This is a genomic window from Antarctobacter albus (genome assembly GCF_900101505.1).
Taxonomy (GTDB): Bacteria; Pseudomonadota; Alphaproteobacteria; order Rhodobacterales; family Rhodobacteraceae; genus Antarctobacter; species Antarctobacter albus.
The window spans coordinates 428375-446659 of record NZ_FMZI01000003.1 but is presented as its reverse complement, the minus strand read 5'-3'; the positions used below and the strand labels follow the sequence as shown (position 1 = coordinate 446659).

Genomic DNA, 18285 nt, shown 5'->3' with positions numbered 1-18285 from the left:
AGGCGCCGACCATGTCGGCGATCTGGCGCATGCGGGCGAAATCGATCTGGCGCGGGATGGCAGAGCCGCCGGCGATGATCATCTTGGGCTGGTGTTCCTTGGCCAGCGCCTCGACCTGGTCGTAATCCAGCGTGTTGTCCTGCTGGCGGACGCCGTACTGGATGGCGTTGAACCACTTGCCGGACTGGTTCGGCTTGGCACCGTGGGTCAGGTGGCCGCCGGCGTCCAGGCTCATGCCCAGGATGGTGTCGCCGGGCTTGATCAGCGCCTGGAAGACGCCCTGGTTGGCCTGACTGCCCGAGTTCGGCTGCACGTTGGCGAATTCGCAGTCGAACAGCTGCTTGGCGCGGTCGATGGCCAGGTTCTCGGCCACGTCGACCCACTGACAGCCGCCGTAGTAGCGCCGGCCGGGATAGCCCTCGGCGTACTTGTTGGTCATGACGGCGCCCTGCGCCTCCATCACCGCGCGCGAGACGATGTTCTCGGAGGCGATCAGCTCGATCTCGTCGCGTTGCCGGCCAAGCTCGCCGGTGATCGAGCCAAACAGTTCAGGGTCGCGCGAGGCGAGGGACTCGGTGAAAAAACCGTCCGGTCGGTGCGAGACATTCATGGGTATTGCTCCTTGTCCTGTCAGCCGGTCCAGCCAAGGCCGGCGGATATGCAGTTCATGCTTTGCATCAACTGGATTCGATGACGGTTTCCGTCCTCCTGGCGCACCAGCCGCAGGAGATGCACCTGCGCCTCGTGGGCCGAACGCAGCGCGGCCTCGTGCCGGGTGATCCGCGCCACCGCGTTGGGAAACCGCGAACCCAGCGGCGTGCCGGTCAGACGTTCGATTGCGGCGACAGACCGTTCGTGTTCGGCCTCGATCATGCCAAAGACCGCCTCTGCCTCGGTCTGGTCCTCGACCAGTCCGGCATAGATCTCGGCAATGTCCAGGCGGACCATCAGCAGCGATTTCTCGACCTCGTCGATGCACAGCCGGAACAGCGGCAGATCCCGCATTGCCCGCACCAGCGCCTTCTCGCCCCCCGCTCCGCGAATGGATTGGAAGTCCTGCAGAGCCTGGCCGAACCCGTACCAGCTGCTGATCATGTGACGGTTCTGGCTCCAGGCAAAGACCCAGGGAATTGCCCGCAGGTCGGACAGGGTTGCGGCCCCGAAACGGCGTGCCGGGCGCGATCCGATCTTCAACAGCGCCAGTTCGTTCACCGGGCTGGCCTGGTTGAAATAGGGCAGGAACGACGGGTGCTGCAGCAGCGTCTGGTAGGTGGTCTGGCTGAGGCTGGAGAGGGTCTCCATCACGTCCTCGGCCTCGGGATCGACGGTCTCGAAGGCAGGCGCCGTGCTGTGGCGCATGACCGAGGAGGCCAGCAGTTCCAGTTGCGCGGCGGCGGTGCCGGTGTTGGCATATTTCGCCGTCACCACCTCGCCTTGTTCGGTCAGACGCAGCGTGCCGTTCAGCGTGCCGCGCGGCTGGGCCGCGATTGCCCGGTCGGTCGGCGCACCACCCCGGCTGACGGAACCGCCCCGCCCGTGAAAGAACACCGGCCGCGCGCCATGCCCGGCAATCGCGCGGGTGATCGCACGTTGCGCCCGGTCGAGCGACCAGCTGGAACAGAGGAAACCGCCGTCCTTGTTGCTGTCGGAATAGCCCAGCATGATTTCCAACCGCCCGTCCCGGTCCTTCATGCTGCGGGCCGCCAACGGAATTGCCAGCACGTCGCGCAGGATCGCAGGCGCCGCGCGCAGGTCCTCGATGGTTTCGAACAGCGGCACGACCTTGAGCGACAGGCGTTCGGCGCCGAACCCGGCGTAGCGGGCCAGGAGCAGCACCGCCAGAAGATCATCCGCGGATCGTGTCATGGACAGGATGAATGGCCCGATGGCCTCGGGGTCCGGACCGTCATGCACTTCGCGGATCAACCGCAAAAGCGACATCAGCTCGGCAGCCTCTTCGCCGAGGCGCGCATGGTCGACAAAGGGCAGGCCCGCCTGCCCCACCTCGCGCCGCAAGCGCGCGGACCAATCGGCGGACAGCGCCTCTGGCGCGGCGTCCACGGCGTTCCAGACCGCCTCCAGCGTGCGGGTCACGACGTCGGAGTTCTGGCGAATGTCCAGCGTATGCGCGCGGAAGCCAAAGGTGCTGGCCTGCCAGCGCAGCGGGCGGATGAGTTGTTGTGCAAGCCGGGTCGCGTCGATGGCGTCCAGCGCCGCCTCGACACTGTGGAGGTCGGCGAGAAAACCAGAGACATCGCGATAGCCGCCTGACGCAAGGCACTGCCGCATGGCCGTGCCCGCCTGGCGGAAGATCTCGTTCGGGTTGCGCTGCGCACAGAGGTCCGGATCGGAGCTGCGGGTCTCGACGATCCGGGCCAGCGCATCTCGGTGCGGACGCGGGACGGCGACGATCTTTTCGGACACGCTGAGCCGGGGAATGATCCGGTCCAGGGCCATGACGTATTCCTCGAGGATCATCTCGCGCGAGCGACCGATCGCATCGCGCGTCACCTCGGCGGTCACGTTGGGATTGCCGTCACGGTCGCCGCCGATCCAGGAATGGAACCGGATGCAGCAGTGGTCGCGCCCCGTCGGGCCGAAGACCGCGCTGACTGCGTCATGGTACCGTTCGAACAGGCGTGGCACGGCCTCGAAGAGGCTGGTGCGGTAGAATTGCAGGCCCCAGTCGATCTCGGAGGCGAGGCTGGGACGTTCCATCCGCAGTTCGCCCGTCAGCCAGAGCAGGTCGATTTCCATCTCCAGCGTTTCTTCCAGCCGCACGATTTCGCGCGGGCTCCAGCGCATGGTCTCGAACAGGACCAGCGTGCGGTAGATGCGGCGATGGATTTCCATGACCGAGACGCGCTTGGCCTCTGTCGGATGGGCGGTGATCGTCGGACCGACGGACAGCTGACCCTCGGACAGCAATCGCTGCATGGCAGGGCGCTGATCCTCGGGGCAGTCGGCCAGGGCCTTGTGAAACCCGCCCTCGCCCGGGTCGCCATCCTGTTCGGCCAGGCGCCCGGTGCGGATCGTCAGGTTTTCGTCCATGATCTGCTGCAGGTGGAACCAGATCGTGCTGGCCTGCAGGTGATCGGCGTAGTCGCCTTCGTCCCAATGGGTGACACCGTCCTCGATGGATTGCGCCACATGCGGCGCGCGACGGTGGAGAACCTTCAGCCACGCCCCGCGCAGGCGGCGGTACACGTCTTCCGCATATTGATCGGGGGCTTCAAGCCCCGCAGGTTCTGCCACCATCTGCATCATGCCACCTGGTCGCCGGGGGTCCGGCCCTCGAAGAAATCGACGAGATTGTCGAGTACGCGCAAGCCCATCGCGGTGCGGGTTTCCTCGGTCGCGCTGCCGAGGTGGGGCAACATCACCAGGTTGTCGCAATCCAGAAGGATCGGGGCCACCTTGGGTTCACCGTCGAAGACATCCAGCGCCGCGCCGCCGATGCAATCGTACATCAGCGCCTGGGCCAATGCGTGCTCGTCGATCACCTCGCCGCGGGCCGTGTTGATCAAAAAGGCGCCGGGCTTCATCAGGTCCAGCCGGTGCGAGTTGATGAGGTGCCGGTTGGCCGCGCCGCCGGGACAATGCAAAGAAACGAAGTCGCACTGAGGCAACAGGTCCTCGATCGTGTCGACCTGCACCGCGTTGTAACGGTCCAGCACGTCCTGCGCGACGCGCGAGCGGTTCTGCACGAGGATCTTCATGCCGAAACCGAAATGCGCGCGCTGTGCCATCGCCTGGCCGATCCGACCGAACCCCACGATGCCCAGAACCTTGCCAGAGACCTTGGCCCCCACCAGATGCGTCGGCCGCCAGCCGGTCCACTGCCCGGCACGCAACTCGCGCTCACCCTCGCCCGCGCGGCGGGCCACCATGAGCATCAGCGTCATGGCCAGATCCGCGGTGCATTCCGACAGCACGTCCGGCGTGTTGGTGACGGCGATGCCCAGCTTTTTCGCCGCATCGGTGTCGATATGGCTGAAGCCCACGCCGTAATTGGCCAGGATGCGGGTGCGCGCCTTGCTCACGTCCATTGCCTCGCTGCCCAGCCCGTCGGTGACGGTCGGCAGGATGGCGTCGAACTTGCCCAGGGCGTCGCGGAAATCCTCGGCGCTCATGGGACGGTCCTCGACGTTGAAGACCGTGTCGAACCGTTCCGCCAGTTCAGCCTCGACCGTCTGGGGCCAGCGGCGCGTGACAAGCACGCGCGGCCGGTTGTTCAGGATGGCGGGGGCATTCATCATGCGGCCTCCTTCTGCATCACCTTCGCAATAGTGTCGCCGATCTCGGCCGGATGCGGAGCGACGGTGACACCCGCTGCGGTCAGGATCTCGACCTTTTCGCTGGCGCTTTCGCCGAAGGCCGAGATGATCGCACCCGCATGGCCCATCGTGCGGCCCTTGGGGGCGGTCAGGCCCGCGACATAGGCGACCACCGGCTTGGTGACGTGATCGCGGATATAGGCCGCGGCTTCTGCCTCTTGCGGGCCGCCGATCTCACCGATCATGCAGATGACGTGGGTCTCGTCGTCCGCCTCGAAATGTTCGAGGATGTCCTTGAAGGACGAGCCGTTGATCGGGTCGCCACCGATACCCACGGAGGTCGAGATACCGATGCCGTGCTCCTTGAGCTGCGCGGCGGCCTCGTAGCCCAGCGTGCCCGAGCGACCGATGATGCCGACGTGGCCCGGCAGGTAGATATGGCCGGGCATGATCCCCAAGAGCGCCTTGCCCGGGCTGATGGTACCGGCGCAGTTCGGGCCGGTCAGGACCATCCGGCGATCCTTGGGATAGCGATACATGTAGCGCTTGACGCGGATCATGTCCTGGGCCGGGATGCCGTCGGTGATGCAGACGCAGTACTTGATGCCCGCATCGGCCGCTTCCATGATGCTGTCGGCGGCAAAGGGCGGCGGCACGAAGACCAGGCTGGCCTCGGCGCCGGTGGCGGCCACCGCGTCCTCGACCGTGTCGAAAACGGGCACGCCCTCGACCGTCTGGCCGCCCTTTCCGGGGACCACGCCGCCGACGACATTGGTGCCGTAGGCGATCATGTCCGCGGTATGGAACCGCGCCATCTTGCCGGTGATGCCCTGGACGATGACGGGGGTGCCTCTGTCGATGAAGATGCTCATTGGACTGCCCTCATGTTGGAGCCCTGGGAAAGGTCGTTCTGCCAGGCGCCGACGGCGCGCTGTGCCGCTTCGATCAGCGTGGTGGCGCGGATGATCGGAAGGCCGGACTTGGCCAGGATCTTCTGCCCCTCCTCGACATTGGTACCCGCAAGGCGGACCACCACCGGCACATCGACCTTCACCTCCTTCAGCGCCTGGACGACGCCCTCGGCGACCCAGTCGCAGCGGTTGATGCCCGCGAAGATGTTGACCAGCACGGCCTGGACGTTGTCGTCGGACATCACCAGACGAAAGGCCTTGGCGACGCGTTCCGGGGTGGCACCGCCGCCGATGTCCAGGAAGTTGGCGGGTTCGCCCCCGGCCAGCTTGATCGTGTCCATCGTGGCCATTGCCAGGCCCGCACCGTTCACGATGCAGCCGATATTCCCTTCCAGCCCGACATAGGACAGGCCCCGGTCGGCGGCACGGCTTTCGCGCGGGTCTTCCTGGCTCTTGTCACGCAGCTCGCTGATCTGCGGGTGGCGGAACAGCGCGTTGTCGTCAAAGGTCATCTTGGCATCGAGCGCAAGAATGCGGTTGTCGCCCGTCACCACCAGCGGGTTGATCTCGACCATCGTGGCGTCATGTTCGCGGAAAGCCCGGTAGCAGCCCTGCAGCGTGCGCACCATCGGTGCGGTCAGCGCCGGATCCATGCCCAGCTTGAACGCGATCTGGCGGCACTGGAAGTCCTGCAGCCCCACGGCGGGTTCGACGGTCGCCCGCACGATGCTGTCGGGACGGTTGGCAGAGATCTCCTCGATCTCCATCCCGCCTTCGGCAGAGGCCACGATCATCACCCGCTGCGAGGTCCGGTCGAGGACGAACCCAAGGTAGATCTCGCGTTCGATCGGCACGGCGGCCTCGACGTAGACACGGTAGATGCCTTTGCCCTCGGGGCCGGTCTGATGCGTGACCAGCTTGCGGCCAAAGAGCGACTCGCAGGTTGCCTGGATCTCGGCATCGCTGTCGCAGACCTTGACGCCGCCGGCCTTGCCGCGGCCACCGGCATGAACCTGGGCCTTGACCACCCAGCGCTCACCGCCCAGTTCCCGGGCACGGTAGGCCGCCTGTTCCGGACTGTAGGCCAGCGCCCCCGGGGGGCTGTGCACTCCGAAATTGGCCAGGATTTCCTTGGCCTGGTACTCATGAATGTCCATGATCTTTCCTCCTCCGAAAGATTGGCACGTGTTCTGATTATTCGGCCGCGACCGCGCGATCGTAGACGCCGTTCAACGCCTCGGTCACACGGACATCGTCCACCTCGCCGCCCAGCGCGCGGATCGCATCCGCGAACCGGGTGACGATGTCGGTGATCGCCTCGCGGCTCAGCAGGTTGAGAATGCCGATCCGGATCTGCACCGGCTCCGACAGGGTCGGCCAGATACCGAAGTTCTGCGCCCGACAGGCCTGGACAAGTTCCATCTCGCGGCCCGCCAGTGCCTTGGGCAGGTTCAGGACGACCAGCGAGGTCATGTTCGACGTCACCTCGCAGCCCATCGCCTGCACCGCGCGGCGCAGTGCCGTTTCGTGGTGGGCATAATCCTTGGCCCGCTCCGCGATGCCCTGTTGCAGGGTGATGCGCAGCGCCTCGTGGAAGGCGGCAACCGCGTAGGCGGAATGGGTCCGGTGATAGGTGCCCTTTTCAACGTCCTTGCCGTCGATGATGCCCCAGTGGCGGGCTTCCATGATCGGGTGATGCACAAAGGTGCGGGTGCCGGTCTTTTTCAGGGTCTCAATGTAACGGTCGCTGAAGGAGACAGGCGCGTAGGTCAGCGGCAGGCAGCAGATGCCCTTTTGCGGGCAGGAAGCCCAGCCATGCACACCCGGGTAGTCGTCGATGCGGAAGTTCTCGACCCCCAGAGACGAGACCGCGTCGACGAGGCCCATCACGTCGTGCTTTTCACAGGCCGCACTGAAACCGGCGATGTCGTTGATGCGGCCCGAGCCGGTTTCCCAATGCGCCATCGCGGCCCACTTGGGCTTGTGCTCGGCCAGCGCGGCCTCGACCATGCCCCCGGTCACGGACATGCCGTGCGGCACATCGACGATGATGACCGATGCGGGTTTCGGATCCAGCGGGCTCAGCGCCAGTTCGGCGGCGGTGGCCGCCTTCATCCGGACGGTCAGACCGTCGATGCCCGAGAAGGTGCCGTTGGTGAAGACCACGACCTTGTCACCCGGCATCACGGCGCTGAACATCACGTCCAGGCCGCTCCACCCGGTTCCGGCAACGCCGAAGGTGTGCACGTTCTCCGTACCCCAGACCTGGCGCAGCATGTGCTTGCACTCGACCATGCCACGCAGGACGTCGCCATGCATGTGATCGGCCAGCCCTGCCCCGGCATAGGCCGCCAGCACCCGCGCGTCGGTGTTGCCCGGTCCGGGGCCCGCGGCGATGGTTTCGGGGATTTCGAGCTTGGGGAATAGCTGCGCAACGGTCATGATCGCTCCGTTCGTTCACTTGAGGGGACTAGTTGTTTCCCCTCGGTTATAAAATTGCTTGCTCACAGGAAAAACGTTCCTTAATCCTGCTTTTGGGCATCCAAATGGGTGGGGAAATTACCATCCTTTTTGGCAAGTATCCCGTTGTATGCCGTTTTAGACCCTGCCCAAAGGGGTAGTTTATCACGGAAATGCGAAGAAAATCAGGGGGCTAAAGTGCAGAGAGAACGCATCGACATCATGCTGGGCGACGGCAATCCGCTGGTCCTGTCGGCCATGTCCGAAGTGTTCGAACGCGATCCCCGATTCTCGCTTGTGGCGACCAGCGCCACCGCCGAAGGGTTCCTGGGGATGATCATGCGGGTGCCGGTAAAGGTCTGCGTGATCGACTGGAACATCCCGGCGCTGGGGGCGGAAAAGCTGATCGAGGTGCTGCGCGCACAGGAAAACGCGCCGCGCATCGTCGTCTATGGCCATGACACCGACGCCGCCGTACCGCGCCAGGCGATGGCTTCGGGCGCGGCGGCCTTCGTATCGCGGGCCGCCCCGACCGACGCGCTGGTGCAAACCTGCCTCGACGTGGCCGCGGGCAAGATGGTCTTCCCCTACCTCGACATCCGCGAGCTGAAGACCGATCCCATCAGCACCCTGTCCCGCAAGGAGCGTGCGATTCTGGATGCCCTGGCCGAGGGACTGACCAACAAGCAGCTTGCCGCGCGGCTCGAGATATCGACCAATACGGTCAAGTTCCATTTGTCGAACATCTTTGACAAGCTCTCGGTCAAGAATCGCGCCCAGGCCATCGCGCATTTCTACGCGTCAAAGGCGAAAAGCGGCGGATGACACGGCGCGCTGTGTGCACTGGTATGCAAAAAAATTTATTGACAGGAATACCGATTTCCCAAATGCAAATAGGGGTCCGACCCAATTTTCCTGTCAGAAAGGACCCTGACCATGTCTTTCCACGCCATCGACCAGGCGCCCGCACGGCTTAATCGCTCGGAACTGGCCGTGCCCGGCTCTCAGCCTCAAATGTTTGAAAAAGCGGCACAATCCGATGTCGACGTAATCTTCCTCGACCTCGAGGACGCAGTTGCGCCCGACGAAAAGGCGCAGGCCCGCAAGAACATCATCAAGGCCCTGAACGAAATCGACTGGGGCACCAAGACCATGTCCATCCGCATCAACGGGCTGGACACGCATTACATGTATCGCGACGTGGTCGACGTGGTCGAACAGGCTGGCGAACGGCTGGACCTGATCATGATTCCGAAGGTCGGCACCGCCGCCGACGTCTACGCGATCGACATGATCGTGACCCAGATCGAAGACGCGATGGGCCTGAAAAAGCGCATCGGTTTCGAGCACATCATCGAAACCGCGCTTGGCATGCAGAACGTGTCGGAAATCGCCGCCGCCTCCAAGCGCAACGAGAGCCTGCACTTCGGTGTCGCCGACTACGCGGCTTCGACCCGGGCGCGGACCACGATCATCGGCGGCGTGAACCCCGACTACTCGGTCCTGACCGACCCCGACGCCAACAACGCCCGTGAAACCCACTGGGGCGACATGTGGCACTATGCACTGGCCAGGATGGTGGTTGCCGCACGCGCCAACGGTTTGCGTCCGATCGACGGCCCCTTCGGCGACTTCCAGGACCCCGACGGCTATCGCGCCGCCGCCAAGCGCGCCGCCGTTCTGGGCTGCGAGGGCAAATGGGCGATCCACCCCAGCCAGGTCGCGCTGGCCAATGAGGTCATGAGCCCCTCCGAGGCCGAAGTGACCAAGGCCGAGCGCATCCTGGCCGCGATGGCCGAGGCCGAGGCCGCCGGCAAGGGCGCGGTTTCGCTCGACGGGCGGCTGATCGACTATGCTTCGATCCGTCAGGCCGAAGTTCTGGTCGAGAAGGCGCGTCAGATTGCTGCCGGATAAGATCCCGGCATTGAAAGGCGATGCGGCCCGGGCATTTCGGGCCGCGATCCGCCGTGCCGACCCGGCACTGGCCATGCGCGAGAGCCTGGGGCAGCATCCGCTGCCCCGCCCGGCGCATGGGTGCCGGACCATTGTCCTTGCCCTCGGCAAGGCCGCCCCCGCAATGCTGCGCGCAGTCCTGCCCCGCATCAGCGGGCCGCGGGTGATGATCTGCGTCACCCATCGCGAGAACCAGGAACAGGTCCCGGGCGCCGAGGTCTACCGGGCCGGCCACCCCGTTCCCGACACCGTGGGCGCGCGCGGCGCCGAACGGATGCAGGAAGTTCTGAAAAGCGCCGTCGCGGGCGACGTCGTGATCGCCCTGATCTCGGGAGGTGGCTCTGCCCTGCTTCCCGCACCGCCGGATGGTGTCAGCCTGGAAGACAAGCAGGCGCTCAACCGCCTGCTTCTGGACAGCGGGCTGGACATCGTGGCGATGAACCTTGTCCGGCAGCAAGTCTCGCAGCTGAAAGGCGGCGGGATGTTGCGGCTGGCCGCCCCCGCGCTCGTCACTGCCTACATCCTCTCGGACGTGATCGGTGACGACCTGCGCGCCATTGCCAGCGGCCCCAGCGTCGCGCCCATCGGCACGCCGGGACAGGCGCGCAACCTGCTGCATTCGATGGGCCTGTTCAACCGCATGCCCGAAAGTATCCAGCGCCACCTGCGCAACGCGCCGCGAGCAAACGCGAACCTCACGGCCAGAAATCACCTGATTGGTGGCAACCGCGAAAGCGTGCAGGCCGCCGCCGAGGAACTGCGCCCAGACTACGAGATCCATGTCATCGAGGACCCGCTGACCGGCGACGTGAACGAGGCCGTCTGCAAGACCTTTCGGACACTGCGTGATGTCGGACCATCGGACAAGCCGCGCGCGTTCCTCTGGGGCGGCGAAACCACCGTTCAGGTGCGCGGCGGCGGATTGGGTGGGCGGAACCAGGAACTGGCCTTGCGGATGGCGGCGCTTGCCGACGCCGAACCGATCGCAGCGCCTTGGGTCTTTCTTTCGGCCGGAACGGACGGGCGGGACGGACCGACCGACGCGGCTGGCGCGATTGTCGACCAGAACACCCTGGCCCGCATCCGAGGCAAAGGGCAGTCCCCGACAGAGTACCTGGACCGCAACGACAGCAACGCCGCCTTGCGCCTGTCCGAAGACCTGCTGATCACCGGCGCAACCGGCACAAATGTTGCCGATGTACAGATCCTGCTGATCGGCTGAGGCTTCAGCCTCGGCGCAAGGCCCCATGATCACGCAAGACTTCGCGATCCTGCGTGTCTTCGCCTTGGCGCCAATCGGGGACATCGTTCACCAGCATATGCGCGGCCCGTTGCAGGGTCGCGCGCATCTTTTCCACCGCCGGCCCCGTCAGCCCCACATCGGCCAGCGCCCTGTCGAACGTCTGCAGCCACAGCTCCGCATCCGCTTCGCGGATCGGGATATGGGCATGTATTTCGCGCAGGTTCATGTGACCATTGCGCTCGCGGTAGTACGGCCTGCCGCCAAGAAACCCGCTCATGAACTCGAATTGAGCCTGGCGGGTGTGGGACAGCCCATGTCCGCGGAAATGCAGGCGGTGCAATTCATGCACCGCCGGGTCACTTTCCATCAGGTCGTAGAACCGCTCCACGAGGTCTCGCAGAGCGGTTTCACCGCCAATCTCTTGCAATGCACTTGTCATGGCTTCGGCCTAACCCACCCCGGCAAGGGTGGCCTTGAGATACGTCAAGACCGGGGCTTTTCCTTCTTGGGGTCATAGGCGGCCAGGTCGGGGCGTATCGTGGCAGGCAGACGTTTCTGATGCCCGTCCAGCTTGCCGATCTCCAGCTTGGTGCCCGGTTCCGCATGGGCCACGTCGACCCGCGCCATCGCGATGTTGCGGCCCAGGATCGGCGAGCGCATGGACGATGTGATCTCGCCGATCTGCGCGCGGCCGATGTGGACGCAATCGCCGTGCCCAACCTCGACATTACTGTCGATGTCCAGCCCGACGAGTTTTCGCGCCGGCGTTTCCTTGCGGCGGATCAATGCCTCGCGCCCGATGAAATCGTCCGGTTTGGATTTAAGCGGCACGGTAAAGCCGACGCCGGCCTCGAACGGGTCGGTCTGGTCCGAGAAGTCGTAGCCGGCAAAGATCAGCCCGGCCTCGATCCGCACCATGTCCAGCGCCTCCAGACCCATCGGGCGGATACCGTGCGCCTGACCCGCCTCCCAGACGGCGTCAAAGACCTCGCCCGCGTGTTTCGGGTGGCAGAAGATCTCGTAGCCCAGTTCACCGGTATAGCCGGTGCGGCTGACCACGACCGGAATGCCCTGGTCGTCGCCGATGCGCGCGGGGGCAAAGCGGAACCAGGCGAGATCCTCGAAGTTCGGCTGGTGCGGGGCCGTCCAGATGATCTTTTTCAGCAGGTCGCGGCTTTCGGGTCCCTGCACGGCGATGTTGTGCTGCATGTCGGTGGACGAGCGGATCAACACCTTCAGGCCCAGTTCCTCGGCCTTTTCGCGCAGCCAGTCGCCGCCGTAGTCCGACCCGCCGATCCAGCGGAAGTTGTCCTTGCCCAGTCGGAACACGGTGCCGTCGTCGATCATGCCGCCGTGCGGGTAGCACATCGCGGTGTAGACGACGCCGCCCACCGGCAGGGTCTTCATATTGCGGGTAAAGACGTATTGGCACAGCGCCTCGCTGTCCGGGCCGGTGATCTCGAACTTGCGCAGCGCGCTGAGGTCGAGGACGACGCATTTTTCGCGGCAGGCGTGGTATTCCTCGATCGGACCGGCGCTGGACATGCAGTTGGCCAGCCAGAAACCGTTGTATTCGATGAAATTGTCGGTGAACCGGTCGAACCGGTCGTGAAAGCCTGTCTGTTTAGTCATCTTCGGTTCCGCATCAGGAGTAGGCCGGTACGCGACGGCGCGTTGAAAGGTTTCCTTGCCGCTGTAGGTGCGCACATGGATGTCGGTCGGGTTCCAGCCGTTCGCCGCCGAGGTATCGTCCGGGCAGGCAGAGCTGACACAGACAAGGTCGGTCAGTGCGCGCAGCAGGACATAGTCCCCGGGGCGCGACCAGGGTTCGTCCGAGTACATCACCCCGTGCTCGTCCAGCCCGGTGTTGAAGAAGAAGTTGATCGCCATCCAGCCCTTGCGCCCGGTCACCCCATGCGGCGCCAGCGCGCCGTTGAAGTTGTCCGAACAGTTGACGTGGCCGGGATAGCCGATGTCGTCGTAGTACTTGGCGGAACAGGCCAGCGCGAAGGCATCGTGCCGCCCACAGGTGTCCTGGATGACCTCGACCAGCGGCAGCATGTCCTGATCATAGTACTTCGCATGCAGGCCCGGCATCGGGTAGGCATGTTCCATCAGGGTGCGCGTGGTGGTCACGTCCAGCGCGTGTTCGATTCCCTTGTCCAGCTTGCGCGCGGAAAAGCACTGGAAATCAGTGCATTGGCGTCCGTCCACGTCAAGGATCTGGATATAGTCGCCAGCCTTGACGAAATAGGCCTCTGCCGTGGCGGAATGCACGCGCACGTCCGCCACCGGATCGGCCAGCGGGTCGGGCAGCTCGAACTTCGGCAGGGGTTTGATCGTCGCCCGACGGATGTAGATCGTCAGCGGAGTCGCCGTGTCCTGCGCCTCGAAATCCATGATGCCGCCGGGCGCGGCGATGATGGCGATCCCTTCTTGCGAGGCGGTAAAGCTCTCGGTTGTCTTTGCGGGGGTCGTGGATTCAAACAGGGTGACCGCCTGAGCTTTGGAAAGGTCCAAGCCACGCGCCTCGACCCCCATGCGCAGGCTGCGCAGCGACTGGTCAGATGAGGTCAGCAGCGCCTGCAAGCCCGTTGCAGGCCCCTGCCCGCTCGCACCGATCAACGCCGGATCGAAGGTTCCGTCCGGACGGGCGCAGACGATCTCGCATCGCTGGCCGCCTTCCGTGTTCTCGATCTCCAGCCGGTCACCCGCCTCGAGCCGCACCAGGATCGCGCCCATGCCTTCGACGACATAGCGCTCGGTCCCCGGAGGCATCGAGAAGACCCGAGGCTCGAAGATCCCGCTGGGCCGCGGCGGTCCGGGGACCACGTTGGGATATCTGGTATCAAGCACGTCCATTCCTCCCGATATTTGCCTTTACGGAAAATAATATTAATGATGAGAATATACCCGGTGATGTGTTCGCGCAAGCGATACAGACAGGAATCTCTCTAATCGACAGGAGTTTCACGACATGAGTGCGCTTTTTCTGGGCCTGGTTGCGGCCGTTTGCTGGGGTCTGCATGACATCGCGATTCGCTATCTCAGCCGGACCGTTCCGCTCATGGGCGCATTGCTTGTGGTCCTTTTGACGGGCCTTGCATTCCAGGGGGGCGTTATTCTCGTCAGGGGTGAGTGGCTTTTGCCACAGGGGCCGGCGCTCTGGTATGCGCTGGCCGCGGGTTTCACCTTTCTCGCGGCAAGTCTCGGGCTCTATTTTGCCTTTGAACGTGGTCCCGTACGTCTGGTCAGCCCGATCATCGGCGCCTTTCCGATCCTTTCCCTGATCTACGCGGCGCTTGGCGGCTCGATAATCACGCCCGATCAGATCACAACCGTTCTGGTTGTGATCGGCGCCGTCGGCCTGGTGGCCATCCTCTCGGATTCCGCGCAGGGCGACGTCCCGCCCCGGGGGCCGACGATCGCCTATTCTCTGCTCTCTGCGTTCGGCTATGCCAGCACCTTCAAGCTGGGCCAGCTGGCGGCGGAAACCGGCGGCGAATGGCAAAGCACATTTGCCACGCGGCTGGTCGCGCTGCTGCTTCTCTGCGGTATCCTCTGGGCAATGCGGCCCGACATCCGGGTGGGCCGCAAGGCGGTGGTTCCGCTGGTGGCGATGGGCCTGCTGGATGGCATCGCCCTGCTGTCGGTGATCTCGGCCGCCTCGTTGCCGCAGCCCGAGTTCGCGGCGGTCGCGGCCTCGATCTTCGGTCTCTTCACAATCCTGCTGGCGCGCGTGCTGTTGAACGAACAGATGCGGATCGCGCAATGGGCCGGTTGTATCGTAGCCTTCCTGGGGATCGGTTACCTGACGCTCTGACCAGATGGCGGAGCCTGTCAGCTCCGCCAGCCTGCCGCCTGCTGGCGTTCATAGGCGCGGATCGCGTTCCGCATCAGGATCGCGACGGTCACGGGACCAACACCGCCGGGCACCGGCGTGATCCATCCGGCGACCTCCTTGACGGCATCGGTATCCACGTCACCGACGATCTCGGTCGTGCCGTCGGGGTGAACCCGCTGGTTGATACCGATGTCGATCACCGCCGCCCCCGGTTTGACCATGTCGGGACCGATCAAATGGGCCTTGCCCACGGCCACGACAATCACGTCGGCGCGGCGAGAGTGCATGGCGACCGAGCGCGTCAGGTGATGACAGACCGTGACCGTGGCGCCTTCGGCCATCAACATCATCGCCGCCGGTTTCCCGACGATTTCCGAGTGTCCCACCATGACGACCTCCAGCCCCTCCATGTTAAGGCCGGTCGCGCGCACCAGTTCGACCGCGGCGGCCGCGGTACAGGGCGCCATCGCCACGTCGTTGTAGACGATGTTCCCGATCGAGGCCGGATTCATCCCCTCGACGTCCTTGAGCGGATGGATCGCGGACTGCAAGGAGCGGACGTTGATGTGGCTGGGCACCGGGCGCTGCAGGATGATGCCCAGAACTTCCGGGTCATCATTCATTTCCTGGATTCGCGCCTTGCACTCTTCCTGCGTGACCTCGCCGCCCCAGAACTCCTGGTCAAAGGGCAGTTCGACGGCAGCCGCCGCCCGGGCCTGGTTGCGGACATAGACCGCAACCTCCGGAACATCCCCGATCGAGATCGACACAAGCTTGCCGATCCGCCCGGCGGAATTGGTAATGCCACGTACCTCGGCAAGGATACGCTCCTGCACGGGCTTGCCAAGCAGCAACCGGGGATCCTGTTTCATGCCGTCAGCCCCTCCGGCTCTGCCAGTCCATTCGCCCGGCAGCAGGCGGTCAGCGTGTTGGCCAGCAGGCAGGCGATGGTCATCGGGCCGACGCCGCCGGGCACCGGCGTGATCGCACCCGCAACCGCGGCGCAGCTCTCGTAATGCGCGTCGCCCACGAGGCGGGTCTTGCCTTCGCCCTTTTCCGGCGCGTCGATGCGGTTGATGCCCACGTCGATCACCGTGGCGCCCGGCTTGATCCAGTCGCCCGGCACCATTTCGGGGCGGCCCACGGCGGCCACGACGATATCGGCGCGGCGCACGACCTCCGGCAGGTCCTTGGTGCGGCTATGCGCAATCGTCACCGTGCAGGAGTCCCCCAGCAGCAGCTGCGCCATCGGCTTGCCGACGATGTTCGACCGGCCGATCACCACCGCGTCCATGCCGCTCAGCGACCCGTGGTGGTCGCGCAGCATCATCAGGCAACCCAGCGGCGTGCAGGGGACCATGGATTTCTGCCCGGTGCCCAGCAGGCCCACGTTGGAAATGTGAAAACCGTCCACGTCCTTGGAGGGCTCGATCGAGTTGATCACCAGGTCCTCGTCGAGGTGTTTCGGCAGGGGCAGCTGCACCAGGATGCCATGCACCGCCGGGTCCTTGTTCAGCTTGTCGATCAGCGCCAGAAGATCCGCCTCGGAGGTGTCGGCCTCCAGCTTGTGCTCGTAGGAGTTCATGCCGACCTCGACGGTCTGCTTGCCCTTGGAACGGACGTAGACCTGGCTGGCCGGGTCCTCGCCCACCAGCACCACCGCCAGGCCGGGCGTGATGCCGTTCTCATCCTTCAGCCGCGCCACATGCGCCGCCACCTTCTCGCGGACCGTGGCCGCAAAGGCCTTGCCGTCAATGATTGTTGCGCTCATCTCTCTAGTCCCTGTTCCGCGCGGTCCATGCCACGCCCCGAAATGATGGACGGGTGCGGAAGCATTCCGCCGCCGCACCCGCACTGTCAGGGACCCGAGGCTCAGGCCCCCTCAGTTGCTCTTGCCTGTCGGGCGGAGCAATCCGCCTTAGAACAGGCCTTCGATCTGGCCCGCGTCGTTCAGGCGGATGCTTTCCGACGCCGGCACCCGGGGCAGGCCCGGCATGGTCATGATCTCGCCGCAGACGACGACGATAAAGCCCGCGCCCGCGGAAAGCCGCACTTCGCGCACCGGCACCGAATGGCCCGTGGGTGCGCCACGCAGGTTCGGATCGGTCGAGAAGGAGTACTGCGTCTTGGCCATGCAGACCGGCAGGTTGCCATAGCCCTGCTCTTCCCAGAGCTTCAGCTGATCGCGGATCTTCTTGTCCATCAGCGCCTCGTCGGCACGATAGATGCGCTTGCAGATGGTCTGGATCTTCTCGGCCAGCGGCATCTCGTCGGGGTAGATCGGCGAGAAGTTGGCGCTTTCACCCTCGGCCACGGCCACGACCTTGCGCGCAAGATCCGCGGACCCTTCGGAGCCCAATTCCCAGTGACGGCTCAGCACCGCCTCGGCACCGTGGCTGGCGACGTATTCCTTGATCGCCGCGACTTCGGCATCAGTATCGGTGACGAAGTGGTTGATCGCCACGACGACCGGCACGCCGAAGGATTTGAGGTTCTCGATGTGACGGCCCAGGTTCGGGCAACCCTTCTTGACCGCATCCACGTTTTCGGCGCCCAGGTCGGCCTTGGCCACGCCGCCGTTCATCTTCATCGCGCGCACGGTGGCCACGCAGACCACGGCGGACGGCGCAAGACCGGCCTTGCGGCACTTGATGTTCATGAACTTCTCGGCGCCCAGGTCGGCCCCGAAACCGGCTTCGGTCACGACGTAGTCGGCCAGCTTCAGCGCGGTGGTCGTCGCGATGACCGAGTTGCAGCCGTGCGCGATGTTGGCAAAGGGACCGCCGTGGACGAAGGCCGGGTTGTTTTCCAGCGTTTGCACCAGGTTCGGCTGCATCGCGTCCTTGAGCAGGACGGTCATCGCGCCTTCGGCCTTGATGTCACGGCAATAGACCGGCGACTTGTCACGGCGATAGGCGATGATCATCGACCCAAGACGCTCTTCGAGATCCTTGAGGTTCTTGGCGAGGCAGAGGATTGCCATGACCTCGGAGGCCACGGTGATGTCAAAACCGTCCTCACGCGGGAAACCGTTGGCCACACCGCCCAGCGAGGAGGTGATCTGGCGCAGCGACCGGTCGTTCATGTCGACAACGCGGCGCCACTGGACGCGGCGCAGGTCGATTTCCTGTTCGTTGCCCCAGTAGATGTGGTTGTCGATCATCGCCGAGAGCAGCGAATGCGCCGAGGTGATGGCGTGGAAGTCGCCGGTGAAGTGGAGGTTCATTTCCTCCATCGGCACGACCTGCGCCATGCCGCCCCCGGCGGCGCCGCCCTTCATCCCGAAGTTCGGGCCAAGCGAGGCTTCGCGGATGCAGATCATCGCCTTCTTGCCAATATGGTTCAGGCCGTCGCCCAGACCCACTGTCGTGGTGGTCTTGCCTTCGCCCGCCGGCGTCGGGTTGATCGCGGTGACGAGGATCAGCTTGCCGTCCGGGCGGTCCTGAACCGAGTTGATGAAATCCTGACTCACCTTGGCCTTGTCGTGACCGTAGGGCAGCAGGTGTTCGCCCGGAATGCCCAGCCCGTCGCCGATCTCCTGGATCGGTTTCTTCTTGGCCTCGCGGGCGATTTCGATATCCGTTTTATGTGCCATGT

The 18285-nt window shown here is 64.7% G+C and carries 15 protein-coding genes; 4 read left to right on the top strand and 11 right to left on the bottom strand.

Annotated elements, in window-relative coordinates; all coding sequences use genetic code 11:
• From BLQ71_RS07750 to BLQ71_RS07725, 6 genes are all read right to left on the bottom strand, one after another.
• Positions 1-610 (bottom strand): PLP-dependent aminotransferase family protein (locus BLQ71_RS07750; protein ID WP_496559532.1); only part of this gene is annotated, 610 nt, incomplete at its 3' end.
• A 20-nt stretch (positions 611-630) separates the two neighbouring features.
• Positions 631-3267: a phosphoenolpyruvate carboxylase gene (locus BLQ71_RS07745; protein ID WP_229754777.1), complete on the bottom strand. Its 2637-nt coding sequence runs from the start codon at positions 3265-3267 to the stop codon at positions 631-633.
• Positions 3264-4256, bottom strand: a complete 993-nt coding sequence (locus tag BLQ71_RS07740) for a 2-hydroxyacid dehydrogenase (protein WP_074621295.1) — start codon at positions 4254-4256, stop codon at positions 3264-3266. The genes BLQ71_RS07745 and BLQ71_RS07740 overlap by 4 nt, the downstream gene beginning before the upstream one ends.
• Positions 4256-5149: a succinate--CoA ligase subunit alpha gene (sucD, locus tag BLQ71_RS07735; protein WP_043141897.1), complete on the bottom strand. Its 894-nt coding sequence runs from the start codon at positions 5147-5149 to the stop codon at positions 4256-4258. The genes BLQ71_RS07740 and sucD overlap by 1 nt, the downstream gene beginning before the upstream one ends.
• A complete protein-coding gene (locus BLQ71_RS07730; RefSeq protein WP_074621270.1) occupies positions 5146-6345 on the bottom strand; it encodes a malate--CoA ligase subunit beta in 1200 nt (399 codons plus the stop codon). Before BLQ71_RS07730 ends, sucD begins: the two co-directional genes overlap by 4 nt.
• Positions 6346-6382: 37 nt before the next feature.
• The gene (locus tag BLQ71_RS07725; RefSeq protein WP_074621269.1) at positions 6383-7630 is read right to left on the bottom strand and encodes a pyridoxal-phosphate-dependent aminotransferase family protein; all 1248 of its coding nucleotides are present in this window, start codon (positions 7628-7630) and stop codon (positions 6383-6385) included.
• Positions 7631-7870: 240 nt separating this feature from the next.
• On the opposite strand from BLQ71_RS07725, the gene BLQ71_RS07720 reads away from it, so the two are divergent.
• The 3 genes from BLQ71_RS07720 to BLQ71_RS07710 all read left to right on the top strand — a co-directional run bounded on the left by BLQ71_RS07720 (position 7871) and on the right by BLQ71_RS07710 (position 10823).
• Positions 7871-8473: a response regulator transcription factor gene (locus tag BLQ71_RS07720; protein WP_043142039.1), complete on the top strand. Its 603-nt coding sequence runs from the start codon at positions 7871-7873 to the stop codon at positions 8471-8473.
• Positions 8474-8584: 111 nt separating this feature from the next.
• The gene (locus BLQ71_RS07715; RefSeq protein ID WP_043141902.1) at positions 8585-9562 is read left to right on the top strand and encodes an HpcH/HpaI aldolase/citrate lyase family protein; all 978 of its coding nucleotides are present in this window, start codon (positions 8585-8587) and stop codon (positions 9560-9562) included.
• Complete coding sequence (locus tag BLQ71_RS07710) at positions 9549-10823, top strand: glycerate kinase type-2 family protein (RefSeq protein ID WP_074621268.1); 1275 nt, start codon at positions 9549-9551, stop codon at positions 10821-10823. The genes BLQ71_RS07715 and BLQ71_RS07710 overlap by 14 nt, the downstream gene beginning before the upstream one ends.
• 4 nt (positions 10824-10827) lie before the next feature.
• Here the strand turns inward: BLQ71_RS07710 and BLQ71_RS07705 are convergent, their stop codons facing one another.
• Together BLQ71_RS07705 and BLQ71_RS07700 are read right to left on the bottom strand one after the other, a co-directional pair.
• Positions 10828-11283 (bottom strand): group II truncated hemoglobin, encoded by a 456-nt coding sequence (locus BLQ71_RS07705; protein ID WP_069209877.1) that lies wholly within the window; start codon positions 11281-11283, stop codon positions 10828-10830.
• 44 nt (positions 11284-11327) lie between these two features.
• The gene (locus BLQ71_RS07700; RefSeq protein ID WP_074621294.1) at positions 11328-13700 is read right to left on the bottom strand and encodes a trimethylamine N-oxide demethylase; all 2373 of its coding nucleotides are present in this window, start codon (positions 13698-13700) and stop codon (positions 11328-11330) included.
• Positions 13701-13821: 121 nt separating this feature from the next.
• Here BLQ71_RS07700 and BLQ71_RS07695 point away from each other — a divergent pair, with 121 nt between their 5' ends.
• Entirely contained in the window at positions 13822-14667 is an 846-nt protein-coding gene (locus BLQ71_RS07695) for a DMT family transporter (protein WP_074621267.1), read from the top strand.
• 17 nt (positions 14668-14684) lie between these two features.
• On the opposite strand, the gene BLQ71_RS07690 is transcribed toward BLQ71_RS07695, so the two are convergent.
• The 3 genes from BLQ71_RS07690 to BLQ71_RS07680 all read right to left on the bottom strand — a co-directional run bounded on the left by BLQ71_RS07690 (position 14685) and on the right by BLQ71_RS07680 (position 18283).
• Positions 14685-15560, bottom strand: coding sequence for a bifunctional 5,10-methylenetetrahydrofolate dehydrogenase/5,10-methenyltetrahydrofolate cyclohydrolase (locus BLQ71_RS07690; RefSeq protein WP_074621266.1), 876 nt, complete (start codon positions 15558-15560; stop codon positions 14685-14687).
• Positions 15557-16459: a bifunctional methylenetetrahydrofolate dehydrogenase/methenyltetrahydrofolate cyclohydrolase FolD gene (gene folD / locus BLQ71_RS07685; protein ID WP_043141911.1), complete on the bottom strand. Its 903-nt coding sequence runs from the start codon at positions 16457-16459 to the stop codon at positions 15557-15559. Before folD ends, BLQ71_RS07690 begins: the two co-directional genes overlap by 4 nt.
• A gap of 147 nt (positions 16460-16606) precedes the next feature.
• The gene (locus BLQ71_RS07680; protein ID WP_043136686.1) at positions 16607-18283 is read right to left on the bottom strand and encodes a formate--tetrahydrofolate ligase; all 1677 of its coding nucleotides are present in this window, start codon (positions 18281-18283) and stop codon (positions 16607-16609) included.
• Positions 18284-18285 lie beyond the last annotated feature (2 nt).

Coding starts and splice junctions, on each gene's coding strand:
- BLQ71_RS07745 (WP_229754777.1), bottom strand. CDS start 3,267: ATGATGCAGATGGTGGCAGAACCTGCGGGGCTTGAAGCCCCCGATCAA.
- BLQ71_RS07740 (WP_074621295.1), bottom strand. CDS start 4,256: ATGAATGCCCCCGCCATCCTGAACAACCGGCCGCGCGTGCTTGTCACG.
- sucD (WP_043141897.1), bottom strand. CDS start 5,149: ATGAGCATCTTCATCGACAGAGGCACCCCCGTCATCGTCCAGGGCATC.
- BLQ71_RS07730 (WP_074621270.1), bottom strand. CDS start 6,345: ATGGACATTCATGAGTACCAGGCCAAGGAAATCCTGGCCAATTTCGGA.
- BLQ71_RS07725 (WP_074621269.1), bottom strand. CDS start 7,630: ATGACCGTTGCGCAGCTATTCCCCAAGCTCGAAATCCCCGAAACCATC.
- BLQ71_RS07720 (WP_043142039.1), top strand. CDS start 7,871: ATGCTGGGCGACGGCAATCCGCTGGTCCTGTCGGCCATGTCCGAAGTG.
- BLQ71_RS07715 (WP_043141902.1), top strand. CDS start 8,585: ATGTCTTTCCACGCCATCGACCAGGCGCCCGCACGGCTTAATCGCTCG.
- BLQ71_RS07705 (WP_069209877.1), bottom strand. CDS start 11,283: ATGACAAGTGCATTGCAAGAGATTGGCGGTGAAACCGCTCTGCGAGAC.
- BLQ71_RS07695 (WP_074621267.1), top strand. CDS start 13,822: ATGAGTGCGCTTTTTCTGGGCCTGGTTGCGGCCGTTTGCTGGGGTCTG.
- BLQ71_RS07690 (WP_074621266.1), bottom strand. CDS start 15,560: ATGAAACAGGATCCCCGGTTGCTGCTTGGCAAGCCCGTGCAGGAGCGT.
- folD (WP_043141911.1), bottom strand. CDS start 16,459: ATGAGCGCAACAATCATTGACGGCAAGGCCTTTGCGGCCACGGTCCGC.
- BLQ71_RS07680 (WP_043136686.1), bottom strand. CDS start 18,283: ATGGCACATAAAACGGATATCGAAATCGCCCGCGAGGCCAAGAAGAAA.